The organism is Pseudidiomarina salilacus, from assembly GCF_047323925.1.
In the GTDB taxonomy this organism is placed as follows: Bacteria; Pseudomonadota; Gammaproteobacteria; order Enterobacterales; family Alteromonadaceae; genus Pseudidiomarina; species Pseudidiomarina salilacus.
This window is the reverse complement of the sequence record NZ_CP178751.1, coordinates 969,932-984,274: the sequence shown is the minus strand read 5'-3', so window position 1 is coordinate 984,274 and position 14,343 is coordinate 969,932. Positions and strand designations below refer to the sequence as shown.

Genomic DNA, 14,343 nt, shown 5'->3' with positions numbered 1-14,343 from the left:
TGCTTAAGATTGCTGCGGCGGCACATAGCTCGCCACACCTAATGCGTCGGGCTGGGTGCGCGCTTGCTTGGCAAGAATCGCTTGCGGTGCAGTGTCGACCCGTAAGCCCATTTCGTCTTCCACACGAATGACTTCACCACGCAGTGAGTTGGCGAAGACATCGGTGATTTTGACATCAACGAAACGGCCGATCATGCGATGGTCACCGACAAAGTTGACCACGCGATTGTTCTCGGTACGCCCGCTCAATTCCATTGGATCTTTTTTCGATGGACCAATTACCAAAATCCGCTGTTCGGTGCCGACCATGCGCCGGGCGTGCGCGTGCGCCTGCTGATTTAAACGCTGTTGCAACAGTTGCAGACGTTGTTTTTTCGTTTCTTCACTGACGTCGTCAGGCAAATCAGCGGCTGGTGTGCCCGGGCGAGCGCTGTAGATGAAACTAAAGCTCAAATCGTAGTCAACGGCTTGAATCAAATCCATTGTCGCTTCGAAATCGGCAGCGGTTTCGCCTGGGAAACCAATAATAAAGTCAGAAGACATTGCCATATTGGGGCGAACTTTCTTCAACTTGCGGATCTGTGATTTGTATTCCAGAGCGGTATGACCCCGTTTCATCAAGGTCAGAATTCGGTCAGAGCCACTTTGCACCGGTAAGTGCAAATGATTCACCAACTCTGGAATGGTGGCATAGGCTTCGATAATGTCATCGGTGAATTCGACTGGGTGCGAAGTGGTGTAGCGAATCCGGTCGATGCCATCAATCGCGGCAACTAAGTGCAACAACTCAGCAAAGCGACAGACGCTACCGTCGAAGTGTTCGCCACGATAGGCGTTAACGTTCTGGCCGAGTAGGTTCACTTCGCGCACACCTTGCTCAGCAAGTTGCGCAATTTCGAATAAAACGTCATCTACGGGGCGACTGACTTCTTCACCACGGGTGTAGGGCACCACACAGAAAGTACAATATTTACTGCAACCTTCCATGATGGAAACAAAGGCAGTTGGGCCTTCAGCTTTTGGCTCTGGCAGGCTGTCAAATTTCTCGATTTCAGGAAACGAGATATCGACCATAGGCGTGTGTTCAGTTTGCACTTGCTTGACCATTTCTGGTAGGCGATGCAAGGTTTGCGGGCCGAATACGATATCGACATAAGGAGCGCGTGCGCGAATATGTTCGCCTTCTTGTGAAGCGACGCAGCCACCGACACCAATCACCAGATCGGGATTTTTGTCTTTCAAGTTCTTCCAACGACCGAGTTGGTGAAACACTTTTTCTTGTGCTTTTTCACGAATCGAACAGGTGTTGAGCAGGATCAAATCAGCATCTTCTGGCTCTTCTGCTACGTCGTAGCCATGAGTTGCCTTCAGTAGATCCGCCATTTTGGCAGAATCATACTCGTTCATTTGGCAACCCCAAGTTTTGATGTATAACTTCTTGCTCATAAACTCGTTGTACTCACTTGCGTTGGTGTATCTCAAAAGGGACGTTATTTTAGCCTGTTCTGACCTTAACTGCCAACTTTGCCGCCGACTTCTGCTTTTCGCCGCGTGCGAATGGCAAGATACCCTGCCACGGTGATGATGGCCGCACCTGTTAACATGTGCCAAGTGATGGCTTCATCCCAGAACCAATAACCCATGAGTGCGGCAAACATGACCGAGCTGTAGGTAAAAACGCCCACGCGCGCAGCGGGTGCGAGCGAGAACGCTTTGGTCATGCCCAATTGTCCAGCAACAGCGAGTAATCCCATGATGCCTATCGCTAGCCAATGTTCCGCCGCTATGGGTTGCCCTAGCCATAGCAGGGGGATAGCTGAAACTACCGTTGAAATAGCGGCAAAGTAAAACACGATTTTGCTTGAAGACTCGGTCGCCGACATTTGCCGAATCAAGGTTTTGGTAAAGGCCGCAAGACAGGCAGCAATAAAAGCGATGGCAACCACCGGCGATAATTTTGTTGCGGCTGGATTTAAAAAGACAAATACGCCAATAAAGCCGATGGAGATAGCTATCCAAGTTTGCGGCAAGACACGCTCGCCTAACCAAATTCGACCTATGATAGGTATTAAAAAAGGCGACAACAGTAGGACTAAAGTCGCTTGTGCAAGCGGAATGGTGGCGATGGCATAGAAGAACAAATACATTGCCGCGAGTCCGGCTAGGCCACGGCTCAAGTGAAAGCGCCAAGCCTTTGTTTTAAAAGTGCTAGGGCCTTTGCGCCAGAGCCACGGCAACAACACGACAAAAGTCATCGCACTGCGAAAAAATACCAGTTGTTCAGAGGGCACGTCGGTGCTCAAATATTTCACCAGCGCACTGACACCGGCAAAACACATTTCTGCACCCAACACCAAAAGTGAGGCAATCACCACGGTGCGTTGAGGAGTTTCCATAACCGCCTTTAGTAGGGAAGGACCGCATGAACCATTATCTTATCACGATCAGTTTACTGACACTTAGCGATGTTTTTAAGCCGAATAGCTACAATTGTTGGGCAGTTTTTTTTATTATGCGAGCTAAGTTAACAGGATAAGGCTTAATGATGCACATTGTCATTGTTGGAGGCGGACTGGTCGGCGCGTCCGCGGCGGTTGCCGCAGCACGTCAAGGCTATCAAGTGACGCTACTCGAACGCGGCGCAGCACCTGATGCAGCGTCCGCGAGCGAAGAGTGGGACTTACGCATCTCTTCAGTGCACCAGAAAAACGTCGAGTGGCTCGAACAGCTGGGTGTTTGGACGCAAGTCGACAGTGCTAAATATTTCAGTTACGACGGCTTGAGTGTTACCACGCGCGACCGCCAAACGGTGGAATTTGCTGCGGCCGACGTGGCTGCGCCTCGACTCGGTGTGATGGTCGAAAACGACGCACTGGTGCGGGCTTGTTGGCAGGTGTTAAGCGGATTTGAGAACCTGACTTTGCGCGCTGAGACTGAGGTAGAAACTTATGAGCTCGAGTCGCAACAAGTACTCTTGAATAATGGCGAGACGCTCTCATTTGACCTACTCATCGGTGCCGATGGCGCGAGTTCTGCGGTTGCACGCGCTGCCGAGATCGGTATGCGCGGTTGGGATTACGATATGCGCTGTTTGCTCGCCATTGCCGAAGTCGAGCAACCGCTAGCGGCTAAAACTTGGGAAGTCTTTCGCGCCGAGGGACCCTATGCGTTGTTACCGTTAAACGACCATTTGGCTTGTTTGATTGATTACCGCGCAGAGGCTGCATGGCGTGATGCCAGTACCGAGCAGGTTGAGCAAGCGCTCCATGAAACCTTTGCGCCGGTGCTCGGCGCTTTTACCCTGCAAAAGCATGCGAGTTTTCCGCTGCGCCGCCAGCGCGCATTACGCTACTTCGATTCTCGCGGTGTTGTCCTCATTGGCGATGCCGCGCATAGTATTCATCCGCTTGCAGGGCAAGGGGTGAATCTCGGTTTTGTTGACGTACAAACACTAATGAGCGCGTTGGCAGCGAATGAGTTGCGAACTGCGTTGAAAACGTATGAAAGAAAACAAACTCTAGTGAATCAACAAATGATGCGCATGATGGATGCGATTCACTTTGGTTTCCGCAGTGAACATTTGCTGCCACGTTTGGCGGTCGGATTAGGTTTGCAAGCGGTCGCGAAAATCAAACCGATTAAACAACAGATTATTAAAGCCGCTATGGGCTGGAGCTAACGATGAAATGGATACTAATGGCATTCAGTGCGTTGATTGTCAGCGGTTGTTCTGCCGCCGGTTGGTATTATGGCGCGCAAGATGAGCGCTTGGAACAGTGCCAACGGTTGCCAAGTGAAATGCAACGGATGGAATGTGAGCGTGAAGTGACGAAGACTTTTGCCGAATACACACGAGAACGCGAGCAAGCGCTAGACGAAAAAAAACCGCCAGGCGGCGGTTCTTAGCATTGTTGCGATCACCATGGATTAGATGGTGCGGAGGGAGGGACTTGAACCCTCACGTCCTTTCGGACACTAGCACCTGAAGCTAGCGCGTCTACCAATTCCGCCACCACCGCAACAAGCAGGGAGAGTGGCTGGGGTACCAGGATTTGAACCTGGGAATGGCGGGATCAAAACCCGCTGCCTTACCGCTTGGCTATACCCCAACTCTCGGAAAACAGCTTTTAAGTGGCTGGGGTACCAGGATTTGAACCTGGGAATGGCGGGATCAAAACCCGCTGCCTTACCGCTTGGCTATACCCCAACTAGGCTTAAAAACTTTGCCCTCATCGATGCGAAGTTGGTGCGGACGGAGAGACTTGAACTCTCACGCCGTGAGGCACTGGAACCTAAATCCAGCGTGTCTACCAATTCCACCACGTCCGCCCAGAGATTTGGTTGGTGGCTACGGCGAGATTCGAACTTGCGACCCCAGCATTATGAGTGCTGTGCTCTAACCAGCTGAGCTACGTAGCCATACCAAATTTTTTTAAAACTGCGCTCGGTGAGTGCGGCGCGTATTATGCAAATCAGGGGCTCGAGCGTCAACCTCTTTTTCGCAAAAATACGCTTTTGTTGGCGCGACTGCTCAAAAAAGCGTTTGTTTGGCTATTTATTCAACGCAAGCGGTTTTAAGGACGCATCCGAATGTCTCAAAAGGCTTGTAACGGCAATCTTTAAGAAAAGTAAAAGTGGCGCACCCGACAGGAATGACCCGAGCCATACAGGGCTCTCGCCCTGTGGGCATGCTTGCATGTCCAAAACGGCGTTCCTGCCGTTTTGTCGAACCGGATGTTGGTATGTTGTTTTAATCGTGATACGTTCGATGCAGACAGCAACCAATTGACGGGACACCGTGTAGGCGCCAGTGGTAGCTATGCATCGATATGGAGTTATGACAATGCAGGTAATCAGCTGCAAAAAGAGACCCACACTTGGACCTATGGCGGTGACAATCGCGTACGCCGGCTGACACGCTCATCAGGGTTTTATTACGAAAACTGGTATGACACTAACGGGCAACGGGTCGCCAAGAGCTCAACGACGACCGACTGGCACTTTTTGTATGGCCAAAGCGGTGAGCTGCTGAGCGAAACCAAGAACGGGCCACATATGAAAAGTTATATTTGGCTTGAAGGCGAGTTGGTTGCGCTTGTTTATAATGATGACTTGTACTTTGTCCACAACGACCATTTAGGTCGCCCGCACAAGGTAACCGATGACACGAAAGCGGTGGTTTGGGAGGCCGATTTGCAAAGCTTTGACCGCAGTGTTGTGAGCTCTAGCATTGGCGCCTTGAATATCGGCTTCCCCGGTCAATATTGGGACAACGAGAGCGGCACATGGCAGAACTGGCATCGTGATTACGACCCAAGTGCGGGGCGCTATATTCAGTCGGATCCGATTGGGTTAAATGGTGGCTTAAACACTTATGCCTACGTCGATAGCAATCCTTTGCTTTATAGCGACCCAGACGGTCTATCTCGTAAAAAAATGGTTGGCGTTGTGTGTTTGGGGATGTCAGTTGGAGCGTTTGCTTTTGATGCTGCAGGAGTGCGAACTGCTGCCATGAACGCTTATGAAAACAATCCATACGCACATGGGGTTGAAATGCTGAGTCAAGGTATGGATGAACTTGTTTCGGAGGCCGAAAGCTGCAATGAAGTTGAGAGGAAAGCTAAACTACTTCTTAAACTTGAAGAATTGCGGACTTTGAGGAGGAAATTAGTTAATAAGCAAGCTGATTGGACTACAGCTAATAGTTTTGGCGGAGCATCTGGGACTCTAGGGGTTTTCATGGTAGTTGCCGTTGGAACATGTGGAAGCTTGCTAAGATGAAAAATCCATTATCGCCGTTTTGGACGCTCGTTGTGAGCGTCACCCTCTTCTTATTTGCTTCGCAACTGCTATTGAAATATGCAGATAGCGCGCGGTTTTGGCTGCAACAAAAACTTGCGCCGGTAACGGCAGAAAGTCACACGATTTTTCAAGAAGCGCTAGGAAATCACTACATCGTTGCTCCGTACATGAAGCAATATTACTACTTAAGCCCTTACTATTACACGCCGTTTGATGCCGCATATAATTGGCACAAAATGACCAGCGCTACAGAATATCAAGCATGTGCAAGGCGTTCGCAATTATGTATCCCAGGTGTTGTTTTTCATCCAAGCAAAAGTGCGGCTGAAATGTTCGAAATTTATGCGGATATGATGCGGCAAGGCAAGCTTCTTGGAAAGGCGTACTACTGTGTTGGCGGGGTGTCGGCGATTGGTAATGAAGCTATAGATGAACATGAGCTAACAGATTGGAAGGTTAAGATATTATCGTTTTCAACGTCAAGTGGCACGTATATAGTTGATGGCCTATCGGAGGAGCAGTTGGAACAGTGGAGAGGGCGTTGTCTATAGCACTCAAATACCAAAGGAACTATGTTTTGCTTGAAGGCGAGCTGGTTGCGCTTGTTTATAGTGATGACTTGTACTTTGTCCACAACGACCATTTAGGTCGCCCGCATAAGGTAACCGATGATGCGAAAGGGGTGGTTTGGGAGGCCGATTTGCAAAGCTTTGACCGCAGTGTCATCAGTACGAGCATTGGCGCCTTGAATATCGGCTTCCCCGGTCAATATTGGGACAACGAGAGCGGCACTTGGCAGAACTGGCATCGTGATTACGACCCAAGTACGGGGCGCTATATTCAGTCAGACCCGATTGGGTTGAGCGGTGGGATGAATACGTATGCGTATGTTGGCGGCAACCCTATTAGTTATATTGACCCTGAAGGTTTGGCCTGTTTCAACTTTAATCAGTTTGCAAATCAGATTCGAGAAAATCGCTCGAGCACAGCCACTGACATCGCGGTGCTGTCATCCACTCTTGGCTTTGGAACCATGGCTAAAACAGGCCCTGAATTAAGAGGCTTTGGCGCCTCTAAAACTCAACTAAATCCATATACAAGCCAGCTTAGCAGGTGGAATGGTCGACTGAAAAGGAGTGGGTTGTATTCAGGACGGGGATTAAGAAACCTAGGAAGAACCGCTGGGGGTATTGCTGCGGGTGCGGCTGCTACAGGAGCATTGATAGCCGACGGTTTTTATAACTGGGGAGTGATTATTAAGGCTGCTTATGACGCCACTTCTGCTGAAGGTGACAACGGCTGCGGATGTGACAATAATGGATAGCTCAAGCGAGAAAATAAGAAACAAATCCCTTGAGCGCATTGCTGAAATATTCGATGTTGATGCAGACTCACTGAATGATGATTTGGATTTGACAGTTACGTTTGAGCCCAACGCTGTCAAATTTTGGAAGCGCAATCAGTTCGACATGGTACTGGATGACATTAGGGATGCAGCAGGTAAAAATTCCATTGAGCTACTCAATAATGGCGAGTTTGAAGTGAAAACTGTCGGGGACTACATCAGGTTTATGATGATATGTTACGAGGAAAACCCTAAGCTTGTACAATTGGTCTTGGGTGATGTTTAGCCTAGCTTACATATAACCACTGTCGTGGCAGACTAAACCCGAACACCATTTTAGGTTGGTAACTCGCCACAGCATCCTGTAATAATTGAACTTGAATTTAGAACGGCAAATACTCTAAATGTTCGAGCGTAGGCTGCTAGATGAGTCAGTCAGCTGACATTTCAACAGAAAATGGCGCAGTGAGCTTTGAGATACATGAGTCAAAAGAAGGTTTTTGTACTTCAGAAATACATTCAGAAATATAACTCTGAAAAAGTCTTTTATAAAGTGAGAGTAACTCCTGATTCTGCTGGATTGTTTGGAGACATTGAGTCAGCTTCGAATGCAGCAAAAGAGCTATTAGTGTTGGAATAAAAATGGTCCCGATATGGTTCCATAAAAAATTTAGTTAGCGATTACTATCCGTGCTTCAAGCTCTAGATATGTCGCACCCGCTAGGAGTGACTCGAGCCATCCATGGCTCTCGCCCTGTGGACATGCGAGCATGTCCATATTCGTATTCAATTGACGCGCGCAGCCGTTTACCAAGGCAACTTTTCGCCGTTGCTGTGGCGAAAGCAGCCGGTAGTGGCGAGCGTGAGCTCGTCAATGCGCTGCACTAAGCGCGTGGCGGCTTCGGTTGCCGAAATGTCGCCGCGATTGCCGACCATGTCGGTTTGCACGTAGCCGGGGTGGAGCAGGGCAACAGCAATGCCTGCGTCTTTTAGATCGTTAGCCAACGAGACGCCAGCGGCGTTGAGCGCGGCCTTACTCATGCGATAGCCGTATTGGCCACCAGAGCCATTGTCGGTCATTGAGCCCATTCGTGAGGTGATGAGAATGAGCTTGCTACCGTTCTTTAACAGGGGGCGCAGGGTACGACTCAGCTCGAGCGGCGCCACCGCATTCACGGTCAATTGGCGTTGGATACTGTCGGCTGCGAAGCTGTCGAAGTTGTCGCCTTCAAGGATGCCAGCGTTATTGATGAGAATATCAATGGGATCCTCTGCGAGGCGCTCGGCTAACAAATCGCGCGCTTTGGCGTCGGTGACATCAATCCCATCGATAATGGCAACGCCCAATTGTTCAAGTTCAGCAGAAGGCGTACGGCAAACCGCAGTGACCTCAGCGCCTTGCTGCTGGTACTGTTTGGCGAGTGCTAGGCCGATGCCGCGATTCGCTCCGGTAATAACGATGTGTTGACTCATGAAAACTCCTTCTATTGCTTCAATATGAATTAATTAATCAGATGCGCCCGGAATTCCGCCGCGGGTGAGCTTTTTCGGATCGAGTAATTGCTCGAGCTCAGTGCGCGATAAATCGGTCATCTCCTCGGCAACATCGATGACAGGGCGTTGTTCTTGGTACGCGCGTTTGGCAATTTTAGCTGCTTCGTTGTAGCCGATGACCGAATTTAAGGCGGTGACCAAAATGGGATTTCGCGCCAAGGCTTCTTCAAGTCGCTCATGATTGACACTGAAATCGGCAATGGCTTGATCTGCAAGGGCCCGCATCGCATTTGCACTCAATTCAATGGACTCGATGAGGTGATACGCAATCAATGGCAGCATGACATTGAGCTGAAAGTTGCCTTGTTGCGCAGCTGTGGCGATGGTTTGATAGCTCCCGGCAAGGTGGGCCGCAACCATGGCGACAGCCTCAGGGATCACCGGGTTCACTTTGCCGGGCATGATGCTGCTACCGGGTTGTAAGGCGGTCAGGCTGATTTCACCGAGTCCAGCTAACGGACCACTGTTCATCCAGCGCAAATCGTTGCTGATTTTCAGCAAGACAGCGCCGCAACTATTCAGCGCGCCGGCTAACTGCAAACTTAACTCTTGCCCCGCAATGCCGGCGAAAGGGTTATCGGCGGGATAAAATTGTTGCTTGGTGCGGGCGCTCAAATGTTCACAAAACTTGCTGCGAAACTCACGCGGTGCGTTGATGCCAGAACCCACGGCTGTACCGCCCTGTGGCAGCGCCCGTAAGCGCTCACAGACCTCGTTCACATGTGCTTGGCAATGATGCAGCTGCGTGCGCCAGGTACGTAATTCTTGCGCCATGGTGATCGGCATCGCATCCATTAAGTGGGTGCGGCCAGTTTTGACCACGTCAGTCAAACTTTGCGCTTTTGCTTCAATGGTTTGCTGCAAATGCATAATGGCTGGCAGCCAAAGTTCTTGTACAGCAATGACACAACTCACTTGAATACTGGTCGGAATGACATCGTTACTACTTTGGCTGCAATTGACATGGTCGTTGGGGTGAACGCTGGGCCCCTTGTTACGCCGCACCGTTTCGGCCAACACTTCGTTCATATTCATGTTGGTACTGGTGCCGGAGCCAGTTTGAAAAATATCCAACGGGAAGTGTTGCAGATCGGGGGAACGACTAAACGAATTGGCCGCCGCAGTTATGGCTTGAGCTTGTTCTTGAGTCAGCAGCTCTAAGTCTGCATTTGCTTGAGCTGCAGCAGCTTTTATATGGGCGAGGGCGGCAATGCTACGCGCCGGGAAGCGTAGCGCGCTGAGCTGAAAGTTTTGCCGAGCGCGTTCAGTTTGCGCCCGCCACAACGCTTCTGCTGGTACGTCGATTTCGCCCATGCTATCTTTTTCGATACGAGTATTCCCATTGCTTGATTGAGTCGCCATTGCTGCTCCTTGATCTGATGTATAGCAGTGCGCGTAAATTTTAGGTCTGAATAGAAGCATGGGGTGCGGATGCGCAACTTTCAAATAGTTTTTGGTTTTTTGTCGCTACTGGCACTGGCAGATACAGCAGTTGTGCAGGCTCGCGAAGTGATCGTTACTGTGGTGGATGAACAGGGGCAAGCGTTGAGTCGCGCAGTCGTGTCCAGCCCATTAGCGGGGCCGCAACCACCTGCAAAGAACGCCGTGATTGATCAAGTTGAGCAACTCTTTGACCCCTTTATTTCCGTAGTTCAGGTAGGCGCCACGGTGAATTTTCCGAACAGTGATAATATTCGTCATCAAGTATTCTCGTTCTCGGCGGCTAAGCAATTTGAGTTGCCCCTTTACAGCAATATCGAAGCCCCCGCAGTCGAATTTCCTAACCCGGGCGTCGTGGTATTGGGCTGTAATATTCATGACCATATGCGCGCCTATTTATATGTTTCGCCGCACCCACAATCAGTGCTCACCGACAAGAGCGGACAAGCGCAGGTGACAGTTACGAGTGGAGAAAGTGAAATCACCGTTTGGTATCCGGGCTTAGGTAACGACCCTGCTACCGAATTAACGGTGTCGGTTGCCGCGCAAGAAACGCAAATCAATGTGCAATTGCCAGTGACAAAACAGCAACAACAAGCGCCGGAACCGTCGGCATTGCAACAACGTTTCAATCAGTTAAAGCAACATGTTCACTAGTTTTCGAACCCGCCTCTTCATTCTGTTTCTGGTGTTGGCTGCCAGCGTTCTTATCGCAACACTCGCGGCGGTAACCGTTGCTACGTCAAACCAAGCAGAGCGAACCGTCGAACGTGAACTCGGCGTCAGTGAGCGGGTGCTCACCGAGTTGTTGCGGGTGCGTGGTGAGCAGTTGTTGCAAGCAGCACAAGTGCTGGCAGATGATTTCGGTTTTCGTGAAGCGGTTGCGGTAGGCGATCGTGCAACCTTGATTTCCGCAATGGTCAATCATGGTGATCGCATCGGGACTCAATTAATGGCGTTGTATCGCCCAGACGGTACTGAACTAGCGAGTACCCATGCACTCGATACCCAACAGATGTTGGCACAACCGCGCGGCGTGCAAGTAATCGATGGTGGCTTGTATCAACTGGTCACCGTTCCAGTTCGTGCGCCTGATTTAATCGCTTATGCAACGCTTGGCTTTGTCGTCGATGACGCGTTAGCCTTGTCTTTGCAACGTCTTACCAATGCTGACCTGAGCTTCTACAGCGAGACGGACCATTCGATTTTTGCCTCGAGTCTGGTTGCTGAACAGCAGCAAGGTCTGGCGGCGGCATTGCGCGCTGATGATCTCTCTCAATGGCTGCGCGGGGCTGATTTAGCTGCTCATGTGACGCAATTTAACGAAACCGGATTATTGGTGAGCACGTCGCGCAAAGACGCTGTGCAAGGCTATGTTGAGCTGCGCCAACAGTATTTGGGTTTTGGTTTAGCCGCTATGTTAGTGGCCTTGCTCCTCGCTTTTATCACCGCGCGTTGGATTCATCGGCCATTATCGGAGTTGACCAAAGCCGCCAAGCGATTGGGTAAAGGAGATTTTACCGCGCCCATTGAGATCAAGCAGCGCGACGAGTTCGGGCGACTGGGCGATGCCTTTAATCGGATGCGCAGTGCTATCGCTGAACGCGAAGAACGCATTTTGTATCAATCCAAGCACGATTTGCTCACCGAATTGCCCAATCGTAGCGCGTTTCAGCAGACCTTCAATACACGCATCAAAGCCACCAAAAAAGGCTGTTTGCTGGTGGTGAACATTCAGCATTTTCGGGCGATTAATGACCGATTAGGGCAACGCTTTGGTGATCAAGTGCTGCAAGAGGTGGCGCAGCGTTTGCAGCGTTTGTTCCCTGAAGCACAGCAGTTTGCGCGGCTAGCCGGCGATGAATTTGTGTTGACAACAGACAGTGCGGAACAAGATCGCAGCGAACTCGCACAAAAATTAGAACAATTTGCCCGTGGGCCATGGCAAATCGGCGGTACGTCCTATCGTCTAGAGTTTCGCTGTGGTTTGGTGTGTTATCCGCAACATGGCAGTGACAGCGATACGCTGATTCGCCGCGCTGAATTAGCGGCGCATGCGGCACATCAACAAAGCACTTTGTGGACCGAGTACCAAGCCGGGAGTGACGAAGCCTACTTACGCCGTTTGCAAATTCTGCAGGCTTTGCCTGAAGCTATTGAACGACGCGACCTCCACTTGCATTATCAACCAAAGCTCGCCAGTGCGTCGGGTAAGGTGCTAGGGGTTGAAGCATTGGTCCGCTGGCAACATCCGCAATTGGGAGTGGTGCGGCCAGATGAATTTATTCCACTCGCCGAGCAATCGGGAGATATCTTGCGTGTCAGCCGCTGGGTTGTGGAAACTGCTCTTAATCAGCAGCAGCTGTGGTTAGAGCAAGGTCATCAATTGCATATGGCGATTAACCTATCAGCGGTTGACTTGCAATCGGAGCAACTGGTCGACTTTATTCAAACCCAGTTGCAACAGCGCCATTTACTGCCACAGCAGTTGACGTTGGAAGTTACCGAAAGTGCGGTGATGGCTGATCCGCAGTTGGCCACCGCGCGATTGCAGCAATTGCGCGATATTGGCGTAAAAGTAGCACTGGATGATTTTGGTACCGGCTATGCGTCATTAGCGCAACTTAAACAGCTACCGATTGATGAGCTCAAGCTCGATCAGAGCTTTGTTCGCGAATTGCCGACAAGTCCACAAGATCAAGTGATCGTGCATTCCACACTCGCGTTGGCCCATGCCCTTGGTTTACAGCTGGTTGCCGAAGGGGTGGAAGAAGCAGCAGCATGGCAATTGTTGCGCGATTTTGACTGCGACACGGTGCAGGGCTATTTCTTCAGTCGGCCATTGGCTGCACCGGAACTTATTCATTGGTTACAGCAACAAGCGCCACAGTTGCGACAGAACGAGAGTGAACAATAGCAATGAAAATAAGCAGATTATCCGCATTCGCCCTAGGTTTAATGAGTCTAGGCCATACTTCGGCGCTGTTGGCAGATGATGGCAAATTACTCGCTACCGGTGCCGTCACCACCATTGAAGGCACCAGCGGCGGCGGAATTGTGCCTTGGGCCACACTGGCAAGCTACGCCGAAGAAGGCGAGTGGGGCATCACCGTAAATGCCAATTTTGCCGATGTTGACGATTTTCAACTGGGCGTACAAAGCATCAACTTTAACTATGACAACCGGATTGAACTCAGCGTCGCGCAACAGCGTTTGGGACTGAATACCATTGGCGGTGACTTGCAGCAAGAGATCTACGGCTTAAAGGTGCGACTCTATGGCGATTTGGTTTACGGCGCCGCGCCACAAATTGCGTTTGGCTTACAGCACAAACGCAACACCACTTACGCGCTGCCTGAGGCGGTCGGCGCGCGGGACGATAGCGGTACCGATTATTATGTTAGTGCAGCAAAGGCTTGGCTTGCGGGGCCATTCAATCGAACTTGGGTGGCCAACTATACTTTGCGCGCAACGAAAGCGAATCAACTAGGGTTGCTAGGTTTTGGTGGTGATCAGAATGACGATTATGATCTCGTGAGTGAAGCCAGCGTCGGCGTGTTTGTGAACCGCCATTGGTTACTTGGTGCCGAATATCGTCAAAAGCCTGACAATTTAGGCTTTGCCAAAGAATATGACTGGCGTGACGTATTTGTCGGCTGGTTCCCGAATAAATCGGTGGCAGTCGTGCTCGCTTACGTTGACTTAAAAAGTATTGCTGGCTTACCGGACCAAACTGGTGCTTATGCTTCAGTACAAGTAAGCTTCTAGGAGACAGACAATGAGATATCGACTCTTGGCCATCGTCTTTAGTTTGCTACTGCTCCCTACACAAGCGAGCGACTTGTATCGTGCGCTGGGCGAAAAGCAAGGTATTGACGATTTAATGGCAAGTTTTGTACTGGAGATTGCCGCCGACGAGCGTGTTATTGAGCATTTTGAAAAGGTGGATATCGAACGTTTTCATCGCATGATTAGCCAACATGTTTGTGAGTTGGTCGGCGGTCCTTGCGTGTACGAGGGCGCCAATATGATCGAGGTCCACACTGGGATGAACATCACCCGTAGTGAGTTTAATGCCATTGTGGAGAACTTGATTACCGCGATGGAACAACATCAACTCTCGGTTGCCACACAGAATCAATTACTTGCAATTCTGGCCGAATTTCATGATGAGATCGTCGCCCGATAATTTTTCGACTGCG

The 14,343-nt window shown here is 50.4% G+C and carries 14 protein-coding genes and 5 tRNA genes; 10 read left to right on the top strand and 9 right to left on the bottom strand.

Translation table 11 applies throughout. The annotated features are described in order from the left end of the window. Positions 1-3 precede the first annotated feature (3 nt). Positions 4-1,446 carry a tRNA (N6-isopentenyl adenosine(37)-C2)-methylthiotransferase MiaB gene (gene miaB / locus ACJ8W9_RS04835; protein ID WP_411358756.1) on the bottom strand — a complete coding sequence of 481 codons (1,443 nt, stop codon included), beginning with the start codon at positions 1,444-1,446 and terminating at the stop codon, positions 4-6. Between the two features lie 65 nt (positions 1,447-1,511). Continuing rightward, positions 1,512-2,396: a DMT family transporter gene (locus ACJ8W9_RS04830; RefSeq protein ID WP_411358755.1), complete on the bottom strand. Its 885-nt coding sequence runs from the start codon at positions 2,394-2,396 to the stop codon at positions 1,512-1,514. 146 nt (positions 2,397-2,542) lie between these two features. On the opposite strand from ACJ8W9_RS04830, the gene ACJ8W9_RS04825 reads away from it, so the two are divergent. Both ACJ8W9_RS04825 and ACJ8W9_RS04820 read left to right on the top strand, forming a co-directional pair. Further along, complete coding sequence (locus ACJ8W9_RS04825; protein WP_411358754.1) at positions 2,543-3,679, top strand: FAD-dependent oxidoreductase; 1,137 nt, start codon at positions 2,543-2,545, stop codon at positions 3,677-3,679. A 2-nt stretch (positions 3,680-3,681) separates the two neighbouring features. Beyond that, positions 3,682-3,906 carry a hypothetical protein gene (locus ACJ8W9_RS04820; protein WP_411358753.1) on the top strand — a complete coding sequence of 75 codons (225 nt, stop codon included), beginning with the start codon at positions 3,682-3,684 and terminating at the stop codon, positions 3,904-3,906. 26 nt (positions 3,907-3,932) lie between these two features. On the opposite strand, the gene ACJ8W9_RS04815 is transcribed toward ACJ8W9_RS04820, so the two are convergent. The 5 genes from ACJ8W9_RS04815 to ACJ8W9_RS04795 form a co-directional block, all read right to left on the bottom strand. Then, a tRNA-Leu gene (locus ACJ8W9_RS04815) sits at positions 3,933-4,019 on the bottom strand. Between the two features lie 15 nt (positions 4,020-4,034). Further along, positions 4,035-4,109, bottom strand: a tRNA-Gln gene (locus ACJ8W9_RS04810). A 23-nt stretch (positions 4,110-4,132) separates the two neighbouring features. After that, a tRNA-Gln gene (locus tag ACJ8W9_RS04805) sits at positions 4,133-4,207 on the bottom strand. Between the two features lie 37 nt (positions 4,208-4,244). Next, a tRNA-Leu gene (locus ACJ8W9_RS04800) sits at positions 4,245-4,329 on the bottom strand. Between the two features lie 13 nt (positions 4,330-4,342). Beyond that, positions 4,343-4,419 (bottom strand) — tRNA-Met (locus ACJ8W9_RS04795). Positions 4,420-4,734: 315 nt separating this feature from the next. Between ACJ8W9_RS04795 and ACJ8W9_RS04790 the strand changes: the two genes are divergently transcribed. From ACJ8W9_RS04790 to ACJ8W9_RS04775, 4 genes are read left to right on the top strand one after another with little or no spacing between them, the layout of a single operon-like run. Continuing rightward, on the top strand, positions 4,735-5,781 hold the full coding sequence (locus tag ACJ8W9_RS04790) for an RHS repeat domain-containing protein (RefSeq protein ID WP_411360555.1): 1,047 nt from the start codon (positions 4,735-4,737) through the stop codon (positions 5,779-5,781). After that, positions 5,778-6,353, top strand: coding sequence for a hypothetical protein (locus tag ACJ8W9_RS04785; RefSeq protein ID WP_411360554.1), 576 nt, complete (start codon positions 5,778-5,780; stop codon positions 6,351-6,353). The genes ACJ8W9_RS04790 and ACJ8W9_RS04785 overlap by 4 nt, the downstream gene beginning before the upstream one ends. Further along, positions 6,344-7,126 (top strand): RHS repeat-associated core domain-containing protein, encoded by a 783-nt coding sequence (locus ACJ8W9_RS04780; RefSeq protein ID WP_411360553.1) that lies wholly within the window; start codon positions 6,344-6,346, stop codon positions 7,124-7,126. Before ACJ8W9_RS04785 ends, ACJ8W9_RS04780 begins: the two co-directional genes overlap by 10 nt. After that, on the top strand, positions 7,119-7,433 hold the full coding sequence (locus ACJ8W9_RS04775) for a hypothetical protein (protein ID WP_411358749.1): 315 nt from the start codon (positions 7,119-7,121) through the stop codon (positions 7,431-7,433). The genes ACJ8W9_RS04780 and ACJ8W9_RS04775 overlap by 8 nt, the downstream gene beginning before the upstream one ends. Positions 7,434-7,954: 521 nt before the next feature. Here the strand turns inward: ACJ8W9_RS04775 and ACJ8W9_RS04770 are convergent. Continuing rightward, entirely contained in the window at positions 7,955-8,620 is a 666-nt protein-coding gene (locus ACJ8W9_RS04770; RefSeq protein WP_411360552.1) for an SDR family oxidoreductase, read from the bottom strand. A gap of 33 nt (positions 8,621-8,653) precedes the next feature. Further along, positions 8,654-10,063: a class II fumarate hydratase gene (locus ACJ8W9_RS04765; RefSeq protein WP_411358747.1), complete on the bottom strand. Its 1,410-nt coding sequence runs from the start codon at positions 10,061-10,063 to the stop codon at positions 8,654-8,656. Between the two features lie 69 nt (positions 10,064-10,132). Between ACJ8W9_RS04765 and ACJ8W9_RS04760 the strand changes: the two genes are divergently transcribed. The 4 genes from ACJ8W9_RS04760 to ACJ8W9_RS04745 are packed head-to-tail and all read left to right on the top strand — an operon-like array spanning position 10,133 to position 14,330. Continuing rightward, positions 10,133-10,798 carry a methylamine utilization protein gene (locus ACJ8W9_RS04760; RefSeq protein WP_411358746.1) on the top strand — a complete coding sequence of 222 codons (666 nt, stop codon included), beginning with the start codon at positions 10,133-10,135 and terminating at the stop codon, positions 10,796-10,798. Then, positions 10,788-13,058 (top strand): putative bifunctional diguanylate cyclase/phosphodiesterase, encoded by a 2,271-nt coding sequence (locus tag ACJ8W9_RS04755; protein WP_411360551.1) that lies wholly within the window; start codon positions 10,788-10,790, stop codon positions 13,056-13,058. The genes ACJ8W9_RS04760 and ACJ8W9_RS04755 overlap by 11 nt, the downstream gene beginning before the upstream one ends. A gap of 2 nt (positions 13,059-13,060) precedes the next feature. Then, the gene (locus ACJ8W9_RS04750) at positions 13,061-13,909 is read left to right on the top strand and encodes a DUF3034 family protein (RefSeq protein WP_411360550.1); all 849 of its coding nucleotides are present in this window, start codon (positions 13,061-13,063) and stop codon (positions 13,907-13,909) included. A gap of 10 nt (positions 13,910-13,919) precedes the next feature. After that, a complete protein-coding gene (locus tag ACJ8W9_RS04745) occupies positions 13,920-14,330 on the top strand; it encodes a group I truncated hemoglobin (protein WP_411358743.1) in 411 nt (136 codons plus the stop codon). The last annotated feature ends 13 nt before the right edge of the window (positions 14,331-14,343 follow it).